This window comes from Bradyrhizobium sp. ARR65, assembly GCF_000472385.1.
In the GTDB taxonomy this organism is placed as follows: domain Bacteria; phylum Pseudomonadota; class Alphaproteobacteria; order Rhizobiales; family Xanthobacteraceae; genus Bradyrhizobium.
Genome location: NZ_AWZU01000010.1, coordinates 164,851 through 188,904, shown reverse-complemented (window position 1 = coordinate 188,904; position 24,054 = coordinate 164,851). Strand labels below are relative to the sequence as shown.

At 58.4% G+C, this 24,054-nt stretch carries 18 protein-coding genes and 5 pseudogenes; 6 read left to right on the top strand and 17 right to left on the bottom strand.

Annotated elements, in window-relative coordinates; genetic code table 11:
- The first annotated feature begins 856 nt into the window (after positions 1-856).
- Positions 857-1,552: a GntR family transcriptional regulator gene (locus F758_RS47770; protein WP_198026490.1), complete on the top strand. Its 696-nt coding sequence runs from the start codon at positions 857-859 to the stop codon at positions 1,550-1,552.
- Here F758_RS47770 and F758_RS0114350 read toward each other — a convergent pair.
- The 4 genes from F758_RS0114350 to F758_RS52780 form a co-directional block, all read right to left on the bottom strand.
- The gene (locus tag F758_RS0114350; protein ID WP_024508503.1) at positions 1,461-3,158 is read right to left on the bottom strand and encodes an ATP-binding cassette domain-containing protein; all 1,698 of its coding nucleotides are present in this window, start codon (positions 3,156-3,158) and stop codon (positions 1,461-1,463) included. The genes F758_RS47770 and F758_RS0114350 overlap by 92 nt on opposite strands.
- A complete protein-coding gene (locus tag F758_RS0114345; protein WP_024508502.1) occupies positions 3,145-4,803 on the bottom strand; it encodes an asparagine synthase-related protein in 1,659 nt (552 codons plus the stop codon). The genes F758_RS0114350 and F758_RS0114345 overlap by 14 nt, the downstream gene beginning before the upstream one ends.
- On the bottom strand, positions 4,800-5,285 hold the full coding sequence (locus F758_RS53280) for a lasso peptide biosynthesis B2 protein (RefSeq protein ID WP_502689153.1): 486 nt from the start codon (positions 5,283-5,285) through the stop codon (positions 4,800-4,802). The genes F758_RS0114345 and F758_RS53280 overlap by 4 nt, the downstream gene beginning before the upstream one ends.
- A gap of 146 nt (positions 5,286-5,431) precedes the next feature.
- Positions 5,432-5,563: a hypothetical protein gene (locus F758_RS52780; protein WP_283805859.1), complete on the bottom strand. Its 132-nt coding sequence runs from the start codon at positions 5,561-5,563 to the stop codon at positions 5,432-5,434.
- Between the two features lie 351 nt (positions 5,564-5,914).
- Here F758_RS52780 and F758_RS47765 point away from each other — a divergent pair.
- Positions 5,915-6,340: pseudogene (locus F758_RS47765) on the top strand (transposase); the annotation flags it as partial.
- On the opposite strand, the pseudogene F758_RS47760 reads toward F758_RS47765, so the two are convergent.
- From F758_RS47760 to F758_RS49560, 4 genes and pseudogenes are all read right to left on the bottom strand, one after another.
- Positions 6,337-6,660: pseudogene (locus F758_RS47760) on the bottom strand (transposase); the annotation flags it as partial. The pseudogenes F758_RS47765 and F758_RS47760 sit on opposite strands and share 4 nt — an antisense overlap.
- Positions 6,661-6,781: 121 nt before the next feature.
- The gene (locus F758_RS50835) at positions 6,782-8,098 is read right to left on the bottom strand and encodes a preATP grasp domain-containing protein (protein WP_024508499.1); all 1,317 of its coding nucleotides are present in this window, start codon (positions 8,096-8,098) and stop codon (positions 6,782-6,784) included.
- A 150-nt stretch (positions 8,099-8,248) separates the two neighbouring features.
- Positions 8,249-9,787, bottom strand: coding sequence for a class I adenylate-forming enzyme family protein (locus tag F758_RS0114315; RefSeq protein WP_035721943.1), 1,539 nt, complete (start codon positions 9,785-9,787; stop codon positions 8,249-8,251).
- Positions 9,780-10,103, bottom strand: coding sequence for a hypothetical protein (locus tag F758_RS49560; RefSeq protein WP_157450009.1), 324 nt, complete (start codon positions 10,101-10,103; stop codon positions 9,780-9,782). The genes F758_RS0114315 and F758_RS49560 overlap by 8 nt, the downstream gene beginning before the upstream one ends.
- A gap of 871 nt (positions 10,104-10,974) precedes the next feature.
- Here F758_RS49560 and F758_RS47755 point away from each other — a divergent pair.
- From F758_RS47755 to F758_RS47745, 3 genes and pseudogenes are all read left to right on the top strand, one after another.
- A pseudogene (locus tag F758_RS47755) lies at positions 10,975-11,076 on the top strand (SAM-dependent methyltransferase); the annotation flags it as partial.
- Positions 11,077-11,608: 532 nt separating this feature from the next.
- Positions 11,609-11,809, top strand: a complete 201-nt coding sequence (locus tag F758_RS47750; protein WP_084305377.1) for a hypothetical protein — start codon at positions 11,609-11,611, stop codon at positions 11,807-11,809.
- 124 nt (positions 11,810-11,933) lie between these two features.
- Positions 11,934-12,217: pseudogene (locus F758_RS47745) on the top strand (transposase); the annotation flags it as partial.
- Positions 12,218-12,560: 343 nt separating this feature from the next.
- On the opposite strand, the pseudogene F758_RS53275 reads toward F758_RS47745, so the two are convergent.
- From F758_RS53275 to trpD, 5 genes and pseudogenes are all read right to left on the bottom strand, one after another.
- A pseudogene (locus F758_RS53275) lies at positions 12,561-12,764 on the bottom strand (IS91 family transposase); the annotation flags it as partial.
- Positions 12,765-12,957: 193 nt separating this feature from the next.
- On the bottom strand, positions 12,958-13,476 hold the full coding sequence (locus tag F758_RS0114295) for a flavin reductase family protein (protein ID WP_024508495.1): 519 nt from the start codon (positions 13,474-13,476) through the stop codon (positions 12,958-12,960).
- Positions 13,477-13,770: 294 nt separating this feature from the next.
- Positions 13,771-14,013: a hypothetical protein gene (locus tag F758_RS43935; RefSeq protein ID WP_024508494.1), complete on the bottom strand. Its 243-nt coding sequence runs from the start codon at positions 14,011-14,013 to the stop codon at positions 13,771-13,773.
- Positions 14,014-14,314: 301 nt separating this feature from the next.
- Positions 14,315-15,160 (bottom strand): indole-3-glycerol phosphate synthase TrpC, encoded by an 846-nt coding sequence (gene trpC, locus F758_RS0114285; protein WP_024508493.1) that lies wholly within the window; start codon positions 15,158-15,160, stop codon positions 14,315-14,317.
- 3 nt (positions 15,161-15,163) lie between these two features.
- Positions 15,164-16,189 carry an anthranilate phosphoribosyltransferase gene (gene trpD, locus F758_RS0114280; protein WP_024508492.1) on the bottom strand — a complete coding sequence of 342 codons (1,026 nt, stop codon included), beginning with the start codon at positions 16,187-16,189 and terminating at the stop codon, positions 15,164-15,166.
- Positions 16,190-16,857: 668 nt separating this feature from the next.
- Here trpD and F758_RS0114270 point away from each other — a divergent pair.
- On the top strand, positions 16,858-17,139 hold the full coding sequence (locus F758_RS0114270) for a hypothetical protein (protein WP_024508491.1): 282 nt from the start codon (positions 16,858-16,860) through the stop codon (positions 17,137-17,139).
- A 1,746-nt stretch (positions 17,140-18,885) separates the two neighbouring features.
- On the opposite strand, the gene F758_RS0114255 is transcribed toward F758_RS0114270, so the two are convergent.
- From F758_RS0114255 to F758_RS0114240, 4 genes are read right to left on the bottom strand one after another with little or no spacing between them, the layout of a single operon-like run.
- Entirely contained in the window at positions 18,886-20,493 is a 1,608-nt protein-coding gene (locus tag F758_RS0114255) for an acyl-CoA carboxylase subunit beta (RefSeq protein ID WP_024508488.1), read from the bottom strand.
- Between the two features lies 1 nt (position 20,494).
- Complete coding sequence (locus tag F758_RS46490) at positions 20,495-20,998, bottom strand: acyl-CoA carboxylase biotin carboxyl carrier protein subunit (protein WP_024508487.1); 504 nt, start codon at positions 20,996-20,998, stop codon at positions 20,495-20,497.
- A gap of 2 nt (positions 20,999-21,000) precedes the next feature.
- Positions 21,001-22,470 (bottom strand): acetyl-CoA carboxylase biotin carboxylase subunit, encoded by a 1,470-nt coding sequence (locus F758_RS0114245; RefSeq protein WP_024508486.1) that lies wholly within the window; start codon positions 22,468-22,470, stop codon positions 21,001-21,003.
- A 49-nt stretch (positions 22,471-22,519) separates the two neighbouring features.
- The gene (locus F758_RS0114240; protein WP_157450008.1) at positions 22,520-23,320 is read right to left on the bottom strand and encodes a hypothetical protein; all 801 of its coding nucleotides are present in this window, start codon (positions 23,318-23,320) and stop codon (positions 22,520-22,522) included.
- Between the last annotated feature and the right edge of the window lie 734 nt (positions 23,321-24,054).

Genomic DNA, 24,054 nt, shown 5'->3' with positions numbered 1-24,054 from the left:
AGTGCTCTCCATGACTGTCGCTCTCTCCATTGCCTATTCTGCCGCCGTTGTGGCTTTGCCCGGCCCTTGGTCAGGTTGTTCGGCGATAGCGAAAAGGTCACGGAAATTGCCGTCTCGACCTGCATCGCCTTATCACGTTTTTGGCCTTTTGGACGTTCAGAGTGCCGTGACGGCGATGGCTCAGTCCTTCAGGAGAGCGCGCCTCAGTGCGGTTGTGTCCTTGGCAAGGCGCGGCTATCTCGCCATACCGGCGGTACTGTTATTCCCGGCCATATCGGGTTTCAACGGATTGTTGCCCAATCAAGCAATCGCTGAGCTGGGCATCGGAACGATCGCGCTGTTGGTGATGTTTCACCAGTTCACTAGCTCTGACGAGCGCTTCCGCACCCTGCCTCAGGAGCGATCGACGTCGCGGGTTGACCTGGCAACGGACATCATCGGAACGAAGAGCATTCCGCCTAGACAGCCGGGGAGCGGTTGCCTCCAAGAAAATGACAATGCGCAAGAGCCATGCAGCTATAGTAGCACTCTTGAGCGGCGGCACTCGCCGTCGAGCCGTCCGCTGCTACAGTCCGACGTCGTTGTGCGAACCTGTCCCGGTACTTGGAACGGTGGAGCTCTGTTGGACCCGTAACCCGAAGAAGCGGCGTGAGCGCTCGGGATCGGTCTGGCGATCTGCATCCAGCGGGACCTTGCAAATCCGCCTCGAAGCCATGCGCGCGGTCCGCGCGGCGGCGAAATGGCTGGTGGGGTAGGCCGCGATGGTGATACCCGTGAGAAGTGTGGAGCAGAGCTGTGCGAAAAGGTGAGGCGGCCTTGGCCAACTCAGTCAGGACGGTCAAACGGGCCAGTAATCATGGCTTTTGAGACGGAGCATCCAGTATTCCGGGCCTTGCGCGAGCGTCTGTTACTCGGCCATTGGCTACCCGGCACGGCCTTGAAGCCTGCCGATATTGCCGATGAGCTTCGCGTCGGCATTTCGCCGGTACGAGAGGCTTTGATACGGCTGACTGAGCGCGATGTGGTGCAAAATATCGACCACAAGGGGTTTAACGCCAGGCCGATCGACCCACACCAAGCCATCCTGTTCTGCAAGATGCTGTCGCAAATGTATCTCGACAGCATCAGCGATTTCACGAAGGCAAAGCTGATCGATGAAGTGGCGGCAAGCTTCGGCGGTGAAATCGAGCCAATTTACGCAAGCAATGAGGAGCCCGCCAAACTCTTCTTGAAAGTAGGCGAGTGCTATCGGCGCGCGTTGCTGGTCAAACAGCATCGCCACGTTGCGGATCACATCGCGGACGTCGTTTATGTCTACCTTTCACGCGCAATGGGAACGCGTACGTACTACAGCGATTTGCTTGTCGAAAGCCAGAGCATTAGTGCGTTGATACTCGAAGGGCAGCACAAGGCCGCAGCCCGTGCCATCCAGGGCTTTTTCAGACGCCGGGTCGCGGAAGTTATGCGAGCACAGGCGAGGCTCTCGCGGATGCCGACCGCGACAAATCTAGCACGTAGTCATGTGGACTTATCACGCCCCGGCGGTGCGTGATGGCTACGATCGTCGTGTCCGACGCAAGTTGCCGAAGTTGGTCGAAGATTCCGCGCTCGGTCTGCTCGTCCAGCCCGGAACTGGCTTCGTCCAGGAGTAACAGCCGAGGCCTTGCGATGAGTGCACGGGCGATCGCAATGCGCTGCCTCTCGCCGCCACTTAGCAATTGGCCCCGCTCGCCGACGCGGTAGTCCAAACCGTCCCGCAAGGAAGTCACCTTATCAACCAGATGGACGCGTTCTAGCGCGTAGAACACGTCCGCATCGGAAAACGGGCGGCCCAGCAGAACGTTTTCGCGGATACTCAGATTCATCATCATGGACTCTTGGGGCACGTAACCCACGTGCGCCAAGTAATCTTCCGGATCGATCGTGGCCAGGTCCAAGGAGCCAATGCGCACCAGGCCGCTGTAGCCTTGATGCATTTTTAGCAAAAGTTGCATAAGCGTCGATTTGCCAGCGCCCGACGGCCCGATGATGAAGTTGATGACGCCGGGCTTGAACTCGCCCGTTATCCCAGAGAGCAGCGGCGAGGCGGCTCGCTCATAACCAAACGAAAGCAGGCTGATTGAAACGGTGAGTGGGCCGGATATCGGCATGGTACGCCCGAGTGTAGTGGGTCGCACCGGTGGGGCATGTGCATCAAGCAACGCCTGCAGCGGCTCGGCCATCCCACGCGCAACGATGATGTCCCGCATTGACATGCCAATAAGCTCGAAGGGCCGGTTCAGTTGAACTAGGATCATGCTCACCATGACGAGCCCTCCTATCTGGCCTGGCCGCTCATAGAGCCACAGCAAAAGCCCCAAGATCGAGGCATACTGAACGAACAAGAGGGTGGCTTGCAAAGCGCCATAGCGCAACCGGATGCCATAGAACGCGAGCCAGGCTCGGCGCGTGGCGTCGGTCTGGCGATCATACAACTCAGCTATCCAGGCTTGGGCGCGGAACACCCTAATTGAAACGATGTTTTCGATTGCATTTCCTAATAGGTTCGAGCCGTCGTTAGTTGAGGCCTGCGCCTTGGCCTGATACACCTTGGTGGCCCTATTGCTCTTCAACGTTATCAGTACGAGGACGGCGCCGTAGGCCAGGACGAACAGCGCCACAGACCAATTCGCTGCTCCGCCGACGGCAAGGAACGAGAACGCAATATCGGCGACCCCGCCCATCAGCACCATCAAATAGAGCTGGATGTAGATCTTATTGGACTGGTGCCAACTCTCCACCATTGCCGAAATCTTGCTCGGATTGTTTTGAGTAAACAGCGATCCCTCGGCGCTCACCAGAGCTGCCATGATCTTCTTGCTGGAGAGATTACGAACGTCCTGTTCCAGCCGGTTCGACAGAACCACCTTGACGTCCTGCAAGCACCGAGCAAGTGCGGCCGTGACGGCAAACAGCAACAACAAGCTGAGCGTATAAAGCGGTGGCGCGCTGGCCAGCCGGGCGACGGCGCGTGAGAACAGAAGCGGCCCGGCCACCGTGCAGCCGGACGCCGCAATTGTCGTGAGCAGGAAGGCCGCGACAAGAAGGCGGGAAGATTGTAGGCTCGTCTTGATGATGTCCCATTGGAGCGGGGGCAAGAGCGGCTTACCCGATTTCATGAACGTCCATCCAATCGGCAACAGCGCAGACGCGAACGAGTGCAGACGCTGAGTCGTAAGACAAATTGTCGATAGCAGAGCGGAGGAGATCGCGGGAGATCAAGCCGTGCCGATACAATGCACTGCGCTCGACACGTGACACCAAGGCACCATATTCGTACCGCACTAGCATGTCGCGACCGGCACCTTTGCCAACCCTATAATAGATCACGTCCGGCAATTCGTGCCGGAACGCCTCGCGCTCAAGTGCACGATCAATTCCATTAGAGTGGTGATGTCGGCGAGCCGTGCGGAGACCCGCCTTGATCAGCGGCCAGAACACAAAAGCCTTTCGTTCTTCTACCGAAATGCCTCGTAATGCGATACGATTGAGCTCCGGATTACGCATGCCGAAGAACTGAAACAGTCGCGTCGTCGGTAGGTGGCGTAGGGACCAGGCTCCTGGTACTAGCTCTGCACGGACGTCCGGCCCCACTGACGCGAGAGGCGACTGCGGAAATCGAAGATCACCGAACATATGCCGGCGTAAGTCCCGGCTGCTCTGGCCAGTGATCACGTCGCGAAGAACACGCCAGACAGACGCCCGGGCCTGGATCGCAAGGCCGGCAAGCTCGCGCAATGCCTCTCGTGGCGATCGGGTTTCGGCAAGCAGCTCTCTGGCCATGGTCAAGCGGCGCATTCTGAGAAATAGTTGATCGCCTCCATCTCCTGTGAGCACCAGGCGCGATCCTGCAGCCTGCGCAGCCTCGTGAAGTTGAGCCGTTGTGGCGATCGTGGCCGCTAGCTTACAAGGTCGCGGCGTTGGAGCCAGCAATTCTGACGACAGGTGGGTCATCGAGGAGCGAGCATTCGTTTCGACATAGGTTGGGACGCCGCGCACCCGCTCGGCTAGCGCGGCAAAAAAGAAACGTTCGTCGCCGTTGACATCCGTCTCTGAGTAGCTGTTCAGAAGGGAGAGGGGCCTATCTCGATGGAGGTCGGCCGCAGCCAATGCCACTACCGACGAATCAAGCCCCCCGGAACATTCAATGCTGAAAGCACCGTTATAGCGGCGCGTTTTGTGAGCGACGCTCGCCGAGATCAATTGGCGAAAGCTGGCCGCGGCTTCCTCGAAAGACACCGCCGACGTCTTGAGACTGGCCACGGCGTTCGCCAGAAAATCGACTTGCCGAAAGGTCCCCCTTGAGACGATGAGCGCCGCGCCACTCAGTAGCTCGAAAATCCCACACAACCCTGTTTCCGGGGTCAGCCAGGACGCGTTGCACATCACGCCAGTCAAATAGCCAAAGTTGAAGGCTTGGCGTTGCGCCAAAATGGCATCTGGCAACTTCAGCCCTGCCCAGCACTCAATCACATCATTTCTGACCTGGTAGAAGATGGAGATCTCGGAGAAAAGGGGGCGCACGATCGCGATGCCGCCTGGCGCGCGAACAATGAAAGCCGCATCGCCAGCGTACCGCTCCTGCAGGAGAGCCAGAATCTCTGGCAGAGACTTGCCTTTGAAGTGTGTTGGTTCCAATTCAGTCGGCTGGCCGGTCTCGGCATCAACAATATCGTTGAGAACTGTGATTTCCACCCGGCCGTCTACAACGATCGATGCAAGCGCGTTGGCTGAATCCAAGAGCCCATCGGCATTGAGTCTCATTTCTCGAATCTCAAGATGACGCTGTACTCATCCACAGCACCCTTCGTGTCGTTCAAAATTAGATCGCCAGATTGCAGCCAGGCGTGGGCTCTGAACGGTGGCTGCTTCACACCCACGAGGAGCTCAAGCGATGCGATGTAGGGGTAGAAAAACAGATACCCCGCAACGGAATCCTCAAGACAGGGCGGGCGGCGAAACCGAAGATTGCGCAGATGTTGGAATACGCTGGCGTAGTAATGGATTCTTTCGACTCCCACGGACACGGGTGCGGTGCCGTGAAGTGAGGCACGTAGAAACTCCAGTTGGCGAGCGATGGTCTGGCTGCGGATCGTGCGAGCAGCATGAGCCGCGCGAGCGTAGTGCCATACTAGATGGAGGGGTGGGAGAAAGGCAGGCGGTGAACTCAGGCAATCGCGCAACTTTGCCTTCGTCTTGATCAGCCGTTCACTCTCGTGCGGACAAGCTACAGATGTGGTACTCATGCTGTAGCGATTGGAGTTTAGGTCGAGACTGATCCAACGCCCATTGGACCACGCTTGAAATACGTCGCTCACAGCAGCAGTCCCTTGCCCACCCCGTCGTCAAATGATGGGATGGGCCGAAGCCCATCCCATCAAGACGCTCCACGTCAATCGCAATCACCCTCCAAATAATAATCGCCCGTCGCGGGCTCGGCGCGGGACGCGCCCCCAAGGCCTTCCGTGAGCTCGGTGGCGTCCCCGAGGTCCAGCACCGTGTCATTGATAGCGGTTGTATTCATCGACGTTCTCCAGGGTGACCGGCATATCGCCAGCGCGGGGAACCTAACATCGTGAAATAAAATAGGGCTTTTATTTTTTGAATATGATGTCGACCGACTCAAAAAATAGTTTGACGCTGCGTAGATTGCGGACGATGCGGGATTTGGGCGACGAGGCGATCACGTGGCACGTTTCCGGCCAGCGGCTGAAGGGACGATGAACGGGTGATTCAGTCACCTATGGTCATGCGTACCCTGAGCCTTCCAGGTTGGTTCGAACGGAGGGTTTCATCGCCAGTCGAATCCCATCATGTGGTGGCATTGCCGACCACGAACAGAAGCAAGGTACCCGCGGCGCGTGTTCTGAGGGGATTGACAGAAGCAGACCGGATAGAGAAGCAGATTATCGCTGTGTTGAAGGAGCATGAGGCTGGGGCAAAGACAGCCGACCTGGCTCGCAAGCACGGGATATCCGAAGCGACAATCTACACTTGGAGGGCCAAATTCGGCGGCATGGACGTCTCTGAGGCCAAGCGGCTGAAGGCGCTGGAAGAGGAGAACGCGAAGCGGAAGAGGCTCCTGGCGCAGCAGGTGCTCGATGCGGCCACCTTCGCGAGCTGCTTTCAAAAAATGGTAGAACCCGCCGCCAAGCGCGCGGCTGTCGCGTATCTGCAGGCCATCATGAGACTGTCGGAACGGCGCGCCAGCTCGATCATCAGCGCTGAACGGAAGATGATCCGCCATAGCTCCAGCCGCCCTCCAGACACGGCTATGCGTGGCCGATTGCGCGATCTCGCATGGAGCTTGGAATTCAACCCGCCTTCGTGCGGCCGATGCAGCGGGAAAGAGCCGCTTTTTTTAGGAGGCTCGGGGTCGTTCGGTGCGCCTTCAAATGCGTGGAATCGATCGTGATACGCTCTGGCACCGTTCCTTCCGCCACTAGGGTGGCGAAAATCCGGTCGAACACGCCGAGCCGGCTCCAGCGGATCGAGCGATTGTAGAGCGTCTTGTGCGGACCGTAACCCTTCGGTGCATCCTTCCACTGCAGACCGTTGCGAATGAGATAGGCGATGCACTGACAACGCGGCGGTCATCGATCTCGGCAGGCCATGCGCCAAGGGAAAACACGGCGAGCGCTAAACAAATCACTCATCAAAGCCTCCGAATCCGGAGACCTTGAATCAGCCATCGATCAAAAAAAGAGGTCCTGAGCCTAGTCGCGGCCTAACACCGATCCACTCACCGTATCCGCAACAGTTGGTCTTCCAACCTGCGGTTCGTCAGCCGGTCTCTGGCGATTATAGCGCACTCGACTGTGCCGGCGTCTTGATCGACGGCAAGGGGGATCACCCCTTCACCATGTGGATTATCGAATAACAAACCTTCCTTGGCCAAACAGTCAAGTGCTGATCGGAGGGAGCTTAATCGCACATCCCGTACAGATGAAATCACGTGGGAATGGGCGTAGTGCGGCCCGAGTAGGCGGACTGCGATGCTGTGCAACACAGATCCACCGCCCCAGCGGCCATTCGCCTCATTAAACAACAGCTGCCCGTCGGGCGTGAAGATCGCATCGATATTAATCAATCCTCGGTAACCCAACGCGCGTGCAAGCTCGACAAACCGGTAAGCATGCCCGTAGGCATTAGAGTAGTCAGTGATCGTGAGGTCGGCCGGAAGCTCGAGTCCCGTCCAGACGAGGGCCCGTTCCGATCGATCCTCGCTTCGACGCAGACGTATGTTTCCACTGTTGATGTATGCGATTGAACCTTTCTCCTCGATTTCGAATTCGAGATAGAACATCGAACTGGCCGGGTGATACGCCTCGACGACAACCGTTCTGCATGACGCTGTCGTCATTTCGGACCAGAGTGCCTCAGGATCAAAGGACGACCAATCGATTTTCCGAGTTTCTCTTGCCCCAGGCACCGGGCCGGTCTCCATCCCGGTTATTACAACGTTTCCAACTCCTCCGGCGCCGTTGTCGAGCTTTACGATCACAGAGCCGGTCTCAACTCTAAGGGAGTTGACCGCCCTGAATAGCTCGTCGGATGTTGTTGCCACCCATCCACTTGGCATTGGAAGTGCAGCGCTTGCCGCCAATTGGCGGAAATGGCTCTTGCGGTTCAATAAATCAGGGCCCCGCTGGAGAGCGAAATCGGATCCTGCCAGGCTTACGCCAAGTATCCTCGCCAGCCGCGCGGCCCCCTCGGTAAAGTAACACGGGCAAGTTGACCAATCCGTCTTCTGTCCAATGTGGCGGCTGATTTGCTCTACGATTGAATCGGCTTCCAGGATGAAGTCACTAAGGACTGTGCTTGTCCTGGCACTTTCTGGCACAAGGACCAAAACGCTCGACGGATCGAATTTGAGCGTCGCGCCGATATAGTGGAGCAGGTCCACCGGGATTGCGACCGGAGAGACTATCACGTCGCCCTGTCGTGCAAACCAAGCGGAGCGCCAAGCCGACTTGGCCGCGAGTGAAACTTGCACTGAGGTCAGATCGCTACCGGACATCTGAGGAGTGCCGGCATTCATGATCAAGATTCGCGGCATTAACCGGCTCCGAGTTCTCCGATCGCAAACGACGGGAGCACCATCCCAAAATCGCGGTCTGCCCGACAAGGATGTTGAGCCAGCTCCGTGACTCCGAGAGGAGAGATCGCCGACGCAGGATGAAGCATGTGCGGTCACCGCCAATGCTCACTATTTAGGGGTGTCGCCTTGTTGGCTCGACGCGTCGGTTTCTTTGAGCATGTAGTGCTGAATTTTGCCCAGTGCCGTTCTCGGCAAGTTGTTCGTGAAAATGATTTGGCGGGGCGTCTTGAACCGGGCAAGCTGAAGCTGGAGGTGAGTCGTCAGCCGCTCGGCATCAAGCGCAGACCCCGAGCGCCGGATCACATAGGCCACTGGCACTTCACCCCAGCGGGGGTCGGGTCGACCGACGACGGCGCATTCCAGGACATCTGGGTGCGCTTTGAGCACCCGTTCGACTTCCGCCGGATAGATATTTTCTCCCCCGGAAATGATCAGATTCTTCTTCCGATCTTCGATCCAAAAATATCCATCGGCATCGCGCCGGCCAATGTCCCCCGTGTGATACCAGCCGTTCCGCAACGCCTCTTCGGTTACCTGTTGATTACCCCAATATTCCGCAAAAACCTGAGGCCCGCGCACGATAATCTCGCCTGGAATACCTGGTGGCAGCTCGTTCCCAAGGTCATCGATAATTGTCGCTTCGCAAAAAAGCCCAGGTAGGCCGGTCGAACCTTCACGGGGCGGATCGCCGCCGAGCGTCGTATGAATGGCAATAGGGCAGGTCTCCGTGGAGCCATACACCTGCAGTACGGCTACGCCCCGCTCAACAAAACGTTCGACGAGATGCTGCGGCACCATCGCTGAGCCAGTAGAAATTGCCCGTAAGGCGGATACATCTGCCTTGTTCCAGCCGGGATGCTCGGTAAGCGCTTGGATTGTGGCAGGCACCAGCACGCTGAGCGTTGGCCTGTCCCGCTCGAACGCAGCAAGTGTCGCCTCGGGCGTAAACCGCGAGTGAAGCGTAACGGTCGCACCTTGATGTAGTGCTGGCGTGGTCTGGATGTTAAGACCGCCGACGTGAAATAGCGGCAGCACTGTCAACACGTGATCGGCGGAGGTGAGCCCGTGCATGTGCTGGCTCATTAGGCCATTCCATAGCAGGGCCTCCTGCCGCAGCACCGCACCTTTCGGCCTACCCGTAGTGCCGGAGGTGTAGACGATCAGAAGCGGACATGACAGATCCGTGTGCGGATTGCGATTTTCGTCCTGTCCACGATGCAGCAGGCACTCCCAAGTGTTGCCACCCATCGGCTCGAAATCGAACCCGATCACGTTGGTGCTGGGCAGGTACTGTGCTAGGGCGGGAAGGAGTGCTTCGAACGCGCTCTCGAGGACGAGAACCTTGACAGCAGCGTCGGAAAGAATGAACAGCTGCTCGCTGACGGCAAGACGCCAGTTCATGGGTACGAGCATTGCACCGAGCCGCGCACAGGCATACAGCAGAACCAGATAGTCAGGCCGGTTCAGGCTGAGGATCGCGATGCGATCGCCTCGCTCAATGTCGAGCTCGCTCTTCAGGGCGCGTGCAACCCGCTCGATCCGATGGTTGAACGCGGCGTAGCTTAAAGTCTCACCTTCGAAACAAATTGCGGGTTTGTCGGGGAAGAACGCAGCGTGGCGCTCAATTAGCGTGCAGAGATCAAGCATCAAGAGTTCGTTTCATTGGCCTACGAAAAATTCCGCTCCCCTCGCGGCCAAGGCAGAGCTCGCCACAGATCTTGGGAAAGGCGTTCATTCCGACATCATTGCGTGCTCCATGGTCGGAGCCGTGGTTGTCGAGCACATGCAGGCTTGGCGCCTCGGAGTCAGCGTGACCCATGCGCAGAATGAGCGTCGGATCGGCGTCTGTTGCTGTCGGTTGTTCGGCGAAAGCGGCGATGACTTCGTCTCTGTCGTAGCCGCCGGACGGCCGCTCCAGTTGGAGGAGAGCTGCGGGATTTGCTAATGTCCGCACATGAGGCATGGTCGGAGCGATCCAGTGCCAACTCACTATTGTTCAGGTGCTTGCCTTTGGCTGAGAAGAGCTGCGACCGTCTGACCAGTGCGAAACGTGCATCTGACCATGGTGATAAGCGCACCATGACGAGTCCTTTCGCGGCCTTCTCAATACAGGTTCGCCACACATATAGGCGGCTGTAGGATCTCCATCTTTGAAGCCCACAATAGCTCGGCACTGGCCCTCAGTGTGTTCGACGAGCAAGACCTTCTTGGAGCCATCGGGTTTCTTCGCATTTGCTCGGCCCAGATGCGAGACGATAGGTTGCGATACCGCGCCGCTCATGCTGGGTGCCATGTGCATGCAAAGCTCGGCGAAAGCGCGAATTTGCGCCCCTTAGGCCAGGATGGCGATCTGCCGCGCTCGGCGCCCAACGCTGGCAGAACGAGAACCTGTGCCGAGTTGTTTGCACGTCGTGGTCCGGTCGAGGGGAAGGCTAGTTGTCGAAGGTGCAAAACGGCAGCGCTGTGCCGAAAGGTGGGAGCGGCGTTTCTAGTTTCAGCTGCTTTAGCAGGACCGGGCTTGCGACAGACGTACCGCGCTTCTTCGCGGTCGACGACGCATCGATAGCCGCTTGGTAGCCGCACGGCCGGGACGGCGCGCCGGCGCATAATCACCTCGTCAACGGGCCTTTGGGACCCGACCCGTCTAATCCTGACACGTTGAGACATACCAATCCCCTGGCAGGTTCGTACCTGGAGATCGTACAATTTGACGCTACGTCCGATTCAAGCCTATTTGCGACCTCCACCTGTGAGCAACCAAATCCAGAGCGGCTCCCTTTGCAAATTCGTGCAGGTTAACCGTTGAACTAGCAAGTGAGCCTAGACATCAGTCGCTTGAGCGGGAACTGAGTGTCGATGATCCGTGGCGTCTAAACGGTAATTCGTTCGAGCAGGAGCGCTACGCGCAAATGCTCGGACGGCTTGGTCGTCCGTGAAGAACTCTGATTTCATAGGTTCGAAGCGTCTTCAATCTTCCATTCGCGGGTCAAAACCGCGGGAGCGTTTGACGTCGCAGGCCTACCTCGGACCTATTGCGGGCGTCAGTATACATGCCGGCCTGAAGGGGTTCTCGAGGATTGCCTTGACCGTTTGTCCTGCGCCCGGCCAAACAGCCCACCGGGCAGCCTATGTCGAAAATGTGATCAAGCGCCGGAAGCAACAGGTCTTTCTGGCGGTCATCCCGCGGTTTGCTCATCGCCTTCCAATGCCGATGACTCGCCGTCAGGGAATCACGAATTGCTCGAAAAAAATCCCAAAACGCAAGAAACCGCGGCCCCACACCCGGCTTTCCTGCCTATCTCTCAGGCGATCTGCATTCTTCAGGGACGACTAAGATCAAGCCTGCCGAGATGTCCAAACGTATCCATTCTGTAGATAGATCCAATCAAGAGAATGCATTTTACACTTGCGGGGTCGGTTATGTAAGCCTGTTGATGGCTGGGGCCGATCTAAGGAGGGCACTCTCGAATGAAAAAATTGCTGTTTGTAGCTGCGAGCGCCGTCGTACTTGCAGCGCCTGCGCCGACTTTCGTCGCTAAGGTTGCCGCGCAACCGATCGACACTAAGGTGCGGGTAGCCGATACGTCATATCCTGAATGCGAGGAGGACCCGTTGGATGGTATCTGCGATCTCTTCTTTTGCTTAACCGATCCGTCGTGCCAACGGTAAACAAACTAAGCAAAAAATGACGATAGAGTCCTAGCTAACTGGCCTAGAGCAGGCTGTTGAAAAAGGTGCTCGCCGCCGATCGTGGACCGTGATTCATTGACTCCGACGAGATCGGAGGTGGTCCGTGCGCGGCGGCGAGAATCGAACGGGCGAACTGTTCAGCTACGTCGACCTGGAGGCGCGGGTGCGCCGCGATCATCCGCTGCGAGCGGTCCGGACGATCGTGAGCGAAGTGCTGTCGGGCTGGAGCACGGGTTTGCCGCGCTCTATTCGCCGATGGGACGGCCGTCGATCCCGCCGGAGAAGCTGCTGCGGTCGATGCTGTTGCAGGCGTTTTATTCGATCGGCTCGGAGCGGCTTCTGATGGAGCGGCTGGAATATGACCTGCTGTTCCGCTGGTTCGTCGGAACGCAGAGGGTTCAAATTGGCCCCGAGTCACAGATCTCGCCGCAAGTCGAGCGCGGGACCTATTTGAAGCCGGATTGAACGAAGCCGCGTCTTGTGGGCCCGGACCCTATGACGGTCGATCTAGGCGCCGGCGGGCGCGGTTGACGCGATGTTGGGCCCGCGGGCGAGCGTGGCCGCAGATTGTCGCTGATGTCGGTAGCGAAGGAGGCCATCGTCGATAGTGCAACCACAGAGAGCCGACTATGGTCTGTTCGTTGGGGCTTGTGAGCGTGCTTAATTGGTCCGGCGGAGAGCGCCGGCAGAGCGATACGTGCAGCGGGAGTGAATAGGTTGAGGTGGTTCGTCATGATGTGTTGCAGCGAGGTGTTTGCGAGCGCGGCACAGGGCCAATCTCGACCATGCGGCCACCGCAGATGGGGCGCAAGTCGAGGCGGTGACCAGTGAGGATGGCGTAGCGCTCGCGATAGTCGACGGGTTCGGCGGCTGGAAGCGGCTCTGGTGCTTCGAGGGCTGCTCGGATGGGTGCGAGTTTGGCAGCGCGGCAGGCGAATTATTCAACTACTGCTCGAATTCCCTTGCTGGATCGTCTTGCGGAGTTCTTGCTGCTCGCATCTGCGATTCACCGACAATTGACCGGGTGGATGTCGTCAGGGGGCCGCTCTGCAGAATTCATTTCGATCTATTTGTAAATCAGCATTATCGGGCCGAAATTTCTGCACGAGAGAGCCTGCACCAAAGCCTTAGCGCAGCTTTCGAAGCTTGCCTCGCAAGTTGATGAGTGGATCGCCTCCATCCGAGCGTGTCGCGACGATCCGGCCGACAAAGATGCCATGACTGCCGACGATTTCGTGGCGGTGCAAAACGCATTCGAGAGTGCAGACCGCGGTTTGCAAAATCGGTACGTCAAGGATCCCCTGATCCCACCGGCCTACATTGAAACGCTCGATGCCCCTCACGCCGTACTGGCCCGCGAAACGCTGCGCGAGGTCCGCTTGATCCCCACTTAGAATGCTCACCCCAAAAACGCCATTCGCCAGTATCGCGTCGTGAGTCTGGGACGCGGCATTGATCCCGACGAGTAAGCAGGGCGGTTCCATACATATGGACGTGACAGAGCTGACCGTTAAACCGCGCCGTTCCTCGGCGGTCCCGGTGGCCACAATGGCAACACCGCTCGCCAGATTTCCCATCGCTTGACGGAATTCGCTCGCCTCAATGGATGGCATATCGTGCGTCTTTGAAGCCGGCCCGCAGCTCATAACCACCTCCCGAACTGGCGTCTTGCGATATCTAAGTCAGGCGGAATGTCGCTCGGAGGGCCGTGTCGGTTCTCGTGCTCGGCTCGTGCCGATCCGGCTTCCATGCCGAGACAAACTGAGCACTCGCGAAAGGCGAGCTGGTCAAAAGAGCGGACAGGAACGCTCGCCATCGGCTATATTGGATTTGGCGCGACTTCACGTCGACTCTCTTCCTTGCATATCGTGCCGGTCGCCCCCGTACGGGAGCCATTCATCGTCGGCCTTCGCGAGCTCTTCACCTCTCCGCGGGTAAGATCATTCGCTGCAAGCTATACCATCATGTAAGATGGGCATCTTGCGCTCGGCGTGTTCTGTTCGAGACCACTCGAGCAGGCGCTCTTTCGCGAAGGAAGCACGCCTGTCGAGCGTCGCGTGCAACGAATCTCGAACGTCAGGCGCGATCGAATCATCTGTATCGATCAGTTCCCGAAATTTCTGAATCATGCGCTCGACCGTTGCAATGGATCCGAGGACGCTCATCATATGCCAAGACATCATGGACTCTCTCCTTCGTAGTTGCGCGAGGCCCAATGCGCCGCACCACCCGTCATGTCGACCTTCTCTGTGACCAGCGTCGTACCGATGTGAGCGGCGCCGCCTCAGTAGATACCAGCTCGGGCGCGAGCGGCCCGGCAACTTCTCGGCGAATGTTGTGCCGTCGTGATTGCAGCGCTCGAGGCATCTCTCGTCTGACGGAGCTCCGGTGTCATTGATGCGCGCCTTCGATAGTGCCTTTCTGGGATCGCACATCCAACTGTCGCCAATCAATGCGCTCTGGAGTGCAGTGTTCGGAACGAAATCACTCGCCCGATCGTCGCTGCGGTCGATCACTGAGTACGGTCTCAACAGTTGTCCCGCGGGAGACGAGCGCTTGCGTTGCCGCCGTCACATCGGCCTGGCACATAAGGCTTTCACCCACCAGGAAGGTGGAAATCCCAACTTGCGAGAGCCGCATCAGATCGGCGGGACTGAAAATGCCGCTTTCACTGACGATCAGACGATCCTTCGGGACTAGCGGCGCCAGCTCTTCGCTGACGGCGAGAGTCGTCTTGAAATCGCGGAGGTTGCGGTTGTTTATTCCGATCATTGGTGAGCGGAAAGTAAAGGCGCGAGCAAGTTCCAAGTGGTCGTGGACTTCAATCAGCACGTCCATGCCGTGCTCAAGTGCCGCCGCTTCGATCTCTCGGGCAGCTCCGTCATCGACGGCGGCCATGATAATCAGGATGCAGTCGGCACCATGCGCGCGAGCTTCGGCCACTTGATAAATATCGAATATGAAGTCCTTGCGTAGCACCGGCAAATTGATGGCCGCGCGCGCCATGACCATATTGTCGAGATGTCCCAGGAAAGATGGCGTGTCCGTCAAGACTGAAAGGCAGGCAGCGCCACCTGATTCATAGGCCTTGGCGAGGGAGGGCGGATCAATGTCAGCGCGAATGAGACCCTTCGACGGCGAGGCCTTCTTTATTTCGGCGATCAGGGCGTACTCGCCTGCGGCGTGCTTCCTGCGAATCGAGTTGATGAAACCGCGCGGACGCGCGGCACGCCTTGCCAGAAACTCGATCTCTGCGAGCGGGACCTTGCGCTTCGCCGCGGCGATCTCCTCGCGCTTGTAGGCTTCGATTCTTGCCAAAATATTGGACATCGGCTAGCCCGGCAGCGAAGCATTGGAAACCGCGATAAGCTGCTTCAAGCGCAAAGCCGCGGCGCCACTATCTAGCGATTCTTGCGCGATGGTTACGGCCTCCCTTAGTGTCATGACACGACCGCCTACGACCAATGCCGCAGCAGCGTTTAGAACAGCCACGTCGCGGTACGGGTTTCGCATGCCTTCAAGTACGTTTCGGAGCGCGACGGCGTTGGCTTGGGCGTCGCCGCCCTTGAGCGCCTGGCTGCTGCAACGCGCCAGGCCAACTTCCTCCGGAACTACCTCGAAGGTTCGAATTTGATTCCCCTCAAGTGCTGCAACAAAAGTCGGTCCGGTGAGGGTGATCTCATCGAGTCCGTCCGAGCCGTGCACCACCCAGGCCGAATGGGCCCCAAGATTCTGCAACACCTGCGCCAGCGGGAGGAGCCACTCACGCGAAAAGACCCCAACGATCTGCCGCTTGACACCGGCCGGATTGCACAACGGCCCCAGCAGATTGAAAATCGTGCGGGTCGAAAGCTCAATCCGTATCGGCTGGACGTTCTGCATGGCCGGATGATGGGCCGGCGCGAACATAAACCCGATACCAGCCTCGCACACGCAGCGAGCGACGGCTTCAGGCGTGATGTCGATCTTCACACCGAGCAAGCTCAAGACGTCGGCGGCTCCTGAACGCGAGGATACCGCGCGATTGCCGTGTTTCGCGACCGGCACCCCGGCGCCGGCCACGATAAAAGCGGCGCAGGTTGACACGTTGACCGAGCCGGAAGCGTCACCGCCGGTTCCGGCGATATCGATGGCATCGGTTGGAACATTGACGCGCAGCATCCGCCTGCGCATCGCGGAAGCTGCGCCTGTGATTTCCTCCACTGTCTCGCCGCGCACGCGCAGCGCCATAAGGAGCCCGCCGATCTGCGCGGGCGTGGCGTCACCCGACATCATGCTTGCGAAAATGGATGCTGCCTCCTCGCGGGTCAACTTGGCGCCGGATCCGACTTTACCAATGATTGGTTTGAGATCGTTCATGGCGCGGCTTCGCGTTGGACAGTGTTGCTTGCGGTAACGAGGATTGTTCTTCGACGATCATCCTGGACACGCTGCGGGAACTGGCAGCCGTTCGTCGCTCGAAAATGCGCTGGCCTGTTTCAAAGCCTACAACCTGACGCAACGTAAGAATCAAGCGATTTGAGGCTTATCGTGAGATCGATCATTGCAGGCCCGCACAAGATCCCCCCGAAACCGATCAAAGATGTTCATGCCGACCCTCTTAGACGCAACATCAGTGCCAACAGAACGCAGGCAGACCGAGTGCGACGACTGCGACACAAGGCGCGGTCCGTCCGAATGATGTGTTGTGAGTCAAGCCGAGCCTCTATGCACCAAGCCGCGATTGCGATGGCCGCGATGAGGCGATCGGCACCCCATTGGAGCAGGACTGCCGCGGCTGCGCGCCTATTTGCGCGATGAGCTGAGCTGCAAGTGCTCAGCTAATGACGCAAAGGTCGGAAAGCTCACATTGCTCCGAGCCGTTCCTGACATATTAAGCCGGGGTGCGAGCGCCGGAGTCGGTTTTCAATGCCCATCACAACGGACGCCGTCGGCTGTCCGGCGCGGCACACAAATTGCTCTGATCAGGAGCAACGAACCGCCGCAGAGCGGCTGCTTTCCATCGACCGAACCGGGAGTGCCTGATCATGTTCGCCGCGATTTTGCTGGTCACTGCAACTCTGGTGCTGCTTATGGTCCAAAAATGCTTAATTCTCTTGGATGGATGTGGCGATCGGGGCAAAGCGGCCCCAGTGCAACCTGGTTCTAGCCTCAATCAAGTAAAAGGCGAGCCAGAAGGGCGCCACGAGCTGTGGCGAGCGATCGCGCGGGTCGCGTCATTTCAGGAGCATGTCTCGGTCCACAACAGCCATTACCAAAAGAGAGTCGTCGCGGGCGGCCTCGTTGTTGCGAAAATGGCTTCATCTTGACGACGCACAACCTAGAGTACGACCGCCGACCGCGCAGACGGCAGGACGACCAACTTGCCTCCTCTAGAAAAGCCTCCAATTGTAAGCCCGGGCGCGCCTGATGTAACGGCGCCTACGTTCTCTAAGCAGCCCTGATGGATGCCCAACCAAAATGCGAGCTTTCGCTTCTGCTGCGACAGGCGAGTCGGAGGCCCAACTTTTCATGCGCTCCAGCAAGGCAGGCGAACCGATCGCATCACGGCCATGCCAAGATCCGATCCGCCAAAACCCGGAGGGGTGACGCTATTGGCGATAAGGGAGCCCCCCAATAGCCAATGGGCCCTTATCCGGCAGCTCGATAGGGGGCATGCCTCTGTTACGCAGCGCGGCCCGGACGTCGAGTGTTCGCAGATGGGAGGGGGCCATGTCGTGGCATCTTCAGCGTCGTTCAATGGTCAATCCTGCATTCTCGAGCGCATCCAGGATTTTGCTTGCTAGTGTTTCCGGCCTCTCCGAATCGCGTCCAAGGCTTGGCGCAATCGTGTCGACGATGACCGCGTGCGCTTTCTCGCGCTCGAAAGGCTCGGGCAGCGTATATTCGCCGCACACATTGCAGCCCATCACCGATCGGCCGCTCCAGGGATCGTGACATGCGACCTCGCACCAGTTGTTAGCGTGACATTTGGGGCAAAGCACGGGCGGATTTCCACTGCGAGGGTTGTTACAGATTACAAGGAAGGGTTCTGTAGCGAGTTCACCTCTGGAAGAGTTCTCCAACGCTGGAGTTAGTCTCGAGTATTCCGCAAGCGAACAGCACCACAGAGGCCAAGCCGGAAACGAGCGCGCACAGCTGCAAGACAGGTGTGGAGTGTGCCCTGCACGTGCAGTTCCTTTCTTCCACAGTTGATGATGGCGCGGGCGTCCTGGCCCTCGAGGCCTCTAGCTCAGCTGCAGCGCGAGCGATGATTGCGAGCAAAGCCATAGCAGCGCCCCATCCGAAATAGAATGTTGCCAATGCCACCGAGCTCATCAGGCTTAGATCGAGCTTAGCTTTGGCTGCGACATGCGTTAGAGACGCTAAAACTGCGAGGACGGCCACAAAGTTGATCAACACCAATGCGCGCAGAGCTAGCCTGACGGAAATGATCGACGGGCCGCTAAAGGCACCTCGAAGGCTGGGCATGATCTCAGAACCGGCTTGGGGAGCGTACCCGTGCTCGCCGGCGCTCCATTGTCGGTTATCTATCGGACAGCGGTTAGTCCAAGGTTGGTCGATCGGCAGCTTTTTGTTGGAGTGTTCCAAGAGTGAGGTCCTTCCTTAGTTCAACGTGGGTCGACGCGTCGACTTCGCGCGGTCACCCATGTTTGGGATGCGGGAAATTGCTTGCAGAGGGCGTCGGCGGAAAAGAGCTGATGCGCCTCAAGAGCGCAGGTTGGGCGCCCCGCCACGATTGCCGGTATAGGCTGACAAAGCATCCAGAACGACCTGCAGTGTGAGCCTGAGTGTGACCATTAACCCTCACCGCCCTTTGACCCCGATAAGAAAACGCTCTTGCCGAGGGACGTCGGCAGCCAGCCGTCAAGTGCTTCGCAGAACAAGGCGGGCATTGGGCGGGGATTGATACCGGGAGACAAAGCCTGCATTAAGCATCGCCCTGACTGATCCGAGGCGGTCCTCCACGGTTTCATCAGCGAAGCGCTCGCTGTTGAACAATAGGATCGCATTCGGCTCTGCCCCTCAACCGCGCCCCGTTGTCGATCAGCCTGTTACATCCTGAAGACGCCATACTGTGGTGCCTCGATGGGAGCGTTGAGGGAGGCACTTAAAGCAATTGCCAGCGCGGTTCTGGTATCGACCGGATCAAGAATGCCGTCGTCCCAGATTTCGGACGTCGCGTAGTACGCGCTCGATCTCTCCCGATACTCCTGGAGAATCGGCTCTCGAATGGCGGCCAACTCGCGCTCTGACAGGCGGCCACCCTCGCGGGCCAGTTGTCTCGCCTTGACATGGGTGAGCACGCCGGCGGCTTGCTCAGCGCCCATCGCCGAGATCTGCGATTGTGGCCAGGTAAAAACAAAACGGGGATCGAACGCTCGTCCAGCCATCGCGTAAGTCCCCGCACCGTGAGATGCGTTGCAAATGACGGTGAACTTCGGCACCGATGCCCCAGAAACGGCCATGATCAACTTGGCTCCATCCTTCGTGAGGCCACGCCGCTCATATTCTCGGCCCACCATGAAGCCGGTCGTGTTCTGGAGGAAGAGCAGAGGCGTTCGGTTTCTGTCACATAGCTGGATGAAGTGACTGCCTTTGAGTGCACTGTCGTTAACCAGCACACCATTGTTGGCAAGAATTCCGATTTGATATCCATGCAGCCGAGCGAAACCGCACACCAGAGAATCGCCATACCGCTGCTGGTATTCGTGAAATCGACTGCCATCGACAAGACGCGCGATGATCTCCCGCATTTCGAACTGCACCCGAGGGTCCCTCGGAATAAGGCCATACAGCTCGGAGGCATCGTAGGCAGGCGGTTCAGGCGGGGCTTGATCGATCAAGGTTTTCGCCGGGCGATGAAGGCGTGCGACGATGTCGCGGGCTATTGCAATCGCATGCATCTCAGAGCTTGCCAGATAGTCACTCGTGCCCGACACGCTGGTATGCATTGAAGCGCCGCCGAGCTCTTCGGCCGACACGATCTCGCCAGTGGCAGCCTTCACGACCGGAGGTCCGCCGAGAAAGATTGCTCCCGGACCGTCGACCATGATGCTGTAGTCGCTCAGCGCTGGAACGTAGGCTCCTCCGGCGCTGCAATGACCCATTGCGATGGCGACTTGTGGCACGCCCATCCTGGAAAGAATTGATTGATTGCGCAGGATTCGACCGGCGTGATAGCGATCTGCGAAGAACTCCGCCTGCAGAGGCAAAAAGCCCCCGGCACAATCACAGAGATGAACCACCGGTAGGCGGTTCTCGATTGCTATGTCCAAAGCTCGCACGATCTTCTTGATGGAAAGCGGATACCATGCGCCGCCTTTCACGCTCGCATCATCGGCGTGAATGATCACTTCGCGGCCGGCCACGATCCCGATCCCAACCACCTGCGCTGCCCCAGGGACTTCGCCTTGGTAGGCCTTGTTAGCGGCCAGTGTTGAAAGCTCCAGGAACGGAGTGTCGGGATCGAGCAATGACTCGATCCGGTCACGAACAAACAGCTTATTTTGCTGTCGCAGGCGGTCCAGGTCCCGTTCTGGCCGGCTAAACCGCGTGGTACATTGCCGCTGCTTTAGTTCGGCCGCAAGCTGCCTGTTGTGGATTTCGTTGAGCTGAAAGTCTTGCGCGTTCACATCCGCCGAAGAGGTGATTCGCTGCATTTCAGCGTACCTCTTCCGAGAGGGTCACCAGCACGGCGTCTCGCTCGAAGCTCTCGCCTTCTTTGAAGTGAATAAGGGCGACCTGCGCGTCCTTTGGAGAGCGGATGACTGTCTGCAATTTCATGCTCTCGATTATGATCAGCTCTGTCCCAGCGGAAACGGATTGGCCAGGTGAGACTCTGGTCGCGATTACGACGCCCGGCATTGGAGCGAGGGCCATCAGATGGCCTGGCTCGTCATTCGCACAGGCAAGCGCTCGCAACGGATCACGGTAGCGCAAAATGCGCGTCCTGCCGCCGATATGCAGGTGAATCGTGTCGCCATCAATGAAGAACCTGACCTGCCTTCTTTCGTTCGCAATGCTAAGAAGGCCGGAACCACTGCCGCAGTCCGAGAATGCGACCGGGCCAACAACCTCGTCCCCCAGCCGAAGCAGATAGCCTTGCGGGCAGGGCGAAAGCCACAACTCATAATCGATGCCGTCAACCTCGAAAGAGTGCTTCACGGTCAATTTCTCCAGCCACCGAGAGAGGCGTGAAGCTCAGGCACAGCGTTTGCAGAGTCGCGGACGGGTTTTGTCAGAAGAGCGGCCGCAGCGAGAAAGGGAGACAAATCGGACCCGCCCGAGAGGACGTGAGGATTCTCCTCGAGATATCCCGCATGAATATCGCGGCTCAGAAATGTCTCGTCCGCGAGGATACGCGCGAGGAAATCCGCATTTGTCTCGCAGCCAAGGAGCACTAGCTCACGCAGAACGCGTTCGGCCTTAGACGCAGCCTCCATGCGGGTAGTTGAATGCACGATGATCTTAGCGAGCATGGGATCGAAGGTTGTCGTGATCTGTTGGCCGCGCGAAATTCCAGAGTCGATGCGTACGCCGTCGCCGCCCGGGTACTCGAGAACGTGTATTTTGCCGGTAGTTGGTGCGTATCCGCGTTCCGGGGCCTCCGCGTACAGTCTAGCCTCGATTGCGTGTCCTTTTGGGATAATGTCGGCTTGTGAAAATCGAAGTGCGCGGCCTGCGGCGGCATAGATCTGTTCGGCAACCAAATCGAGCCCAGTGGTCATTTCGGTCACAGGGTGCTCGACCTGCAGGCGCGTATTCATCTCCAAGAAATAGAACTCTCCTTGACCCAAGATGAACTCGACTGTGCCTGCGCTCCGATAATTCACGGCCCGGGCGATAGCAGCGGCAGTTTCACAGATCTGCTGCCTCAGCCTCTCGTCCAGCGCCGGCGAGGGCGTCTCCTCAATGATCTTCTGGAAGCGGCGCTGCACCGAGCACTCCCGCTCGAAGAGGTGGACCACGTTTCCGAACGAGTCACCTAACACCTGCACTTCGATGTGACGTGGTCTTTCGACGTATCGTTCGGCATAGAGGCGGTCGTCACCGAAGTATCGCTGTGCCTCGCTTCGTGCCTGCGCTATCGCTCCCTGGAGGCACCCCAGCTCGCGCACGATTTGCATGCCTTTGCCGCCACCTCCTGCTGATGGCTTCACCAGCAAGGGCGCTCCTATGGCCCGGGCTCTGCGAAGAAACGTCTCTGGTTCATCTTCTTCGATCGCCGAAGGTGCGACCGGAAAACCGTGTCGCCGGACGAAGTTGCGAGCTCGGATCTTGTCGCCCATAAGTTCGATAGTCTCCGGCGCGGGACCGATGAACGCAAATCCCGCCTGGGTCACGGCCCTCGCGAATTCTGCATTCTCCGATAGAAATCCATACCCAGGATGGATCGCGCCCGCGTTCGCCGTGCGGGCTGCGGCGATGATCTGCTCAATATCCAGGTATGCCGCGAGGGGCGTGTGACCGCGAATGGCAACCGCGGTGTCAGCCATCGAGACGGCCAGCGTTCGCACATCGATATCGTGGTAGAGAATCGCAGAACGCAGCCCGAGCCTGCGCAGCGTCTTGATGATGCGCACTGCGATCTCGCCGCGATTGGCGATCAGAACGGTATCAAACGGTAATGTGACCATTGGCTCGCGCGTTTTTGAGATGATCCATAAGTCCGGCCATCGCTTTTCGCTATGACGGGAGGGCTCGCGCACCCGGCAGAGGAGGGTGGTCCGCGCTGAGAGGACGCTCAGTAACAACCATTGCCGCGGGCTGGCGACGATCTGCCTTTTCCGGCCACTTTCCCGAACCGTTCACCAGGTTGGCCCATCGCTGCCGAGTGAAGACAGCGAGACGATGCCTGCGACGACTGACCTCATACGCGATCGCGGCGGCGGCCCGGCGGCAAGCAGGCTCCTCCCGCCATTTCCTGAGGCCGTCCACCAGGGATGTCAGCTGGTGGTAAGTAAAGCTGGAGAGCCGATCGGCGCGGCGGGTTCGAAGGAGTTCCTCGGCAATTCTAGCCGTAGCTTGGCGAATGATCAGCGCGTCCGGCCATTTGCTGAAGCCATCAACCAGCAACGATAAATCTTGGCTGGTTAGCTGTTGGATTGATTCGCATTCTTCTTCCAGAAATTCGGCGATTCTGATTGCGCCTTCATGGCATTCAACCGCTCGGGGATGCCTTCCGAAAGCTGCCACAAACAGCGCAAGTGCTCTGAACTCGATCTGCTTCACCAGCGCGGTATCAAGCCGCGACAGCTGAGCCCCCAAGCTCTTGCAAGCCGCCTGACCTGCCTTACCTCCGCTCTCCTGGCTGAGCTGGTTACAGATTGTGGCATACGCCCATGATCGCCCGGTGCGGATATTCTCCTTAAAGCGTGGCACAAACTCGCTTTGGAAAGTGGTGGCGCTCCTGCGCAGGAATCTTTCCCGGTCGGCAATACCCAGCTGGCCGGCAAACCTCACAACTGCAACCGAAAAACCACGCACGTCGTGAGCGCAACGCGCCCGATCAGCAGCATTTAGGACGGCATCAAAGCTGGCGACATGACATGGTTCCGCCCCGGCCTGGAGCATAGTCCCAGACCGAGGGCGATCCACGAGCCCTGCTTGTGGGCGGTAGCTCATTTCGAGCCTCGCGTGCCGGAGACCCTAACCGACATGACCTTGCGGCACGGCTCACTCAAGCTCCCGAAGTTGATTTTAAGGCAAGAAGTGATGGCAGCGACATCTGGTATAACGCTTCTGCAAAGCCGAAATACGTCTGCCTTGCACGCCTCCTGCTCCTGTGCCGTCGGCGGCCGATCTAGTGCAGCCGCAGGTTCGTCGCACAAGCCTGTGGTCGCTAGAGCAACAATAGCGATCGCTGTTGGAAAGCGCAGCTCTCCTAAGAACCAAAGCCCATACGTCCGTTGTTTGCGATCCACGATGTCCTCATCTAGTCAGTACGTTGTCCCGGTATTGCTCTTCCTGCGCGATGCGCAACGTGACCTGTCCAGCGGTAACAGGTCGAAATGAGTCGCCCCCATGATCCGCATCAGTGCTCTTCACCGCCTGCGCACGGTGCTTCGGTCATCGCTGCTCGCGCAGCCGATGTCATAGCGGCAGCCCGAAGGACGGGAGAGGATGCATGCTGCAGCCGCCTGTGAACGCCACGAGGCTTGGCTTTCGTCAGCCCGGGGCCCGATCAGTCCTTGCCATGTCTAGGGAGAGGTGACTCATTG